This window comes from Acinetobacter sp. 1542444, from assembly GCF_000581835.1.
Lineage (GTDB): Bacteria > Pseudomonadota > Gammaproteobacteria > Pseudomonadales > Moraxellaceae > Acinetobacter > Acinetobacter pittii.
This window is the reverse complement of sequence record NZ_JEYA01000020.1, coordinates 1-1,263: the sequence shown is the minus strand read 5'-3', so window position 1 is coordinate 1,263 and position 1,263 is coordinate 1. Positions and strand designations below refer to the sequence as shown.

The window sequence follows — 1,263 nt, the reverse complement described above, 5'->3', positions numbered from 1 at the left end:
CCTGGCAATGAAGTATTGCCTGCAGGGTCAGTTGCTGTTGCTGTAACCGTATCGCCATCCACCAGGTTACCCGGGTTTGGTACTGACCATGTTCCGTCTGTGCCTGCCACGACTGTTGCAGTGGTGCCATCAGGATATGTCACAGTCACTGTAGAACCAGGTTCTGCTGTACCGCTCACTGGGTCAGTTGCATTGATTGGATCAAGTACAGGTGCATTTGGTGCGGTGGTATCAATCGTCACCACTGCTGTATCGGTACCTGCATTGCCTGCTGCATCTGTTGCAGTCACGGTAATGGTGTGTGGACCATCAGTTAACGCAGGCAGTGTATTGTCTGCAAGCGTCCAGGTGCCGTCACCATTGTTCACTGCCGGATAGTCAACACCATCCACGTTCACAACCACTGTTGCTGTCGGATCGTTCACTGTACCAGTGAGTGCTGGTGTGCTGTCGTTCGTCAACACATCATCAAGTAGAACCACCGGCGGTGTGATGTCGGCAGAGACTGTGCCTGTACCTGGCAATGAAGTATTGCCTGCAGGGTCAGTTGCTGTTGCTGTAACCGTATCGCCATCCACCAGATTGCCCGGGTTTGGTACTGACCATGTTCCGTCTGTGCCTGCCACGACTGTTGCAGTGGTGCCATCAGGATATGTCACAGTCACTGTAGAACCAGGTTCTGCTGTACCGCTCACTGGGTCAGTTGCATTGATTGGATCAAGTACAGGTGCATTTGGTGCGGTGGTATCAATTGTTACCACTGCTGTATCTGTACCTGCATTGCCTGCTGCATCTGTTGCAGTCACGGTAATGGTGTGTGGACCATCAGTTAACGCAGGCAGTGTATTGTCTGCAAGCGTCCAGGTGCCGTCACCATTGTTCACTGCCGGATAGTCAACACCATCCACGTTCACAACCACTGTTGCTGTCGGATCGTTCACTGTACCAGTGAGTGCTGGTGTGCTGTCATTCGTCAACACATCATCAAGTAGAACCACCGGCGGTGTGATGTCGGCAGAGACTGTGCCTGTACCTGGCAATGAAGTATTGCCTGCAGGGTCAGTGGCTGTTGCTGTAACCGTATCGCCATCCACCAGATTGCCCGGGTTTGGTACTGACCATGTTCCGTCTGTGCCTGCCACGACTGTTGCAGTGGTGCCGTCAGGATATTTCACAGTCACTGTAGAACCAGGTTCTGCTGTACCGCTCACTGGGTCAGTTGCATTGATTGGATCAAGTACAGGTGCATTTGGTGCGGTGGTA

1 protein-coding gene is annotated in these 1,263 nt (G+C 52.7%); it reads right to left on the bottom strand.

The features are described from left to right. A partial coding sequence (locus tag J580_RS23660) for an Ig-like domain-containing protein (protein ID WP_032006084.1) occupies positions 1-1,263 on the bottom strand: 1,263 nt, incomplete at both ends.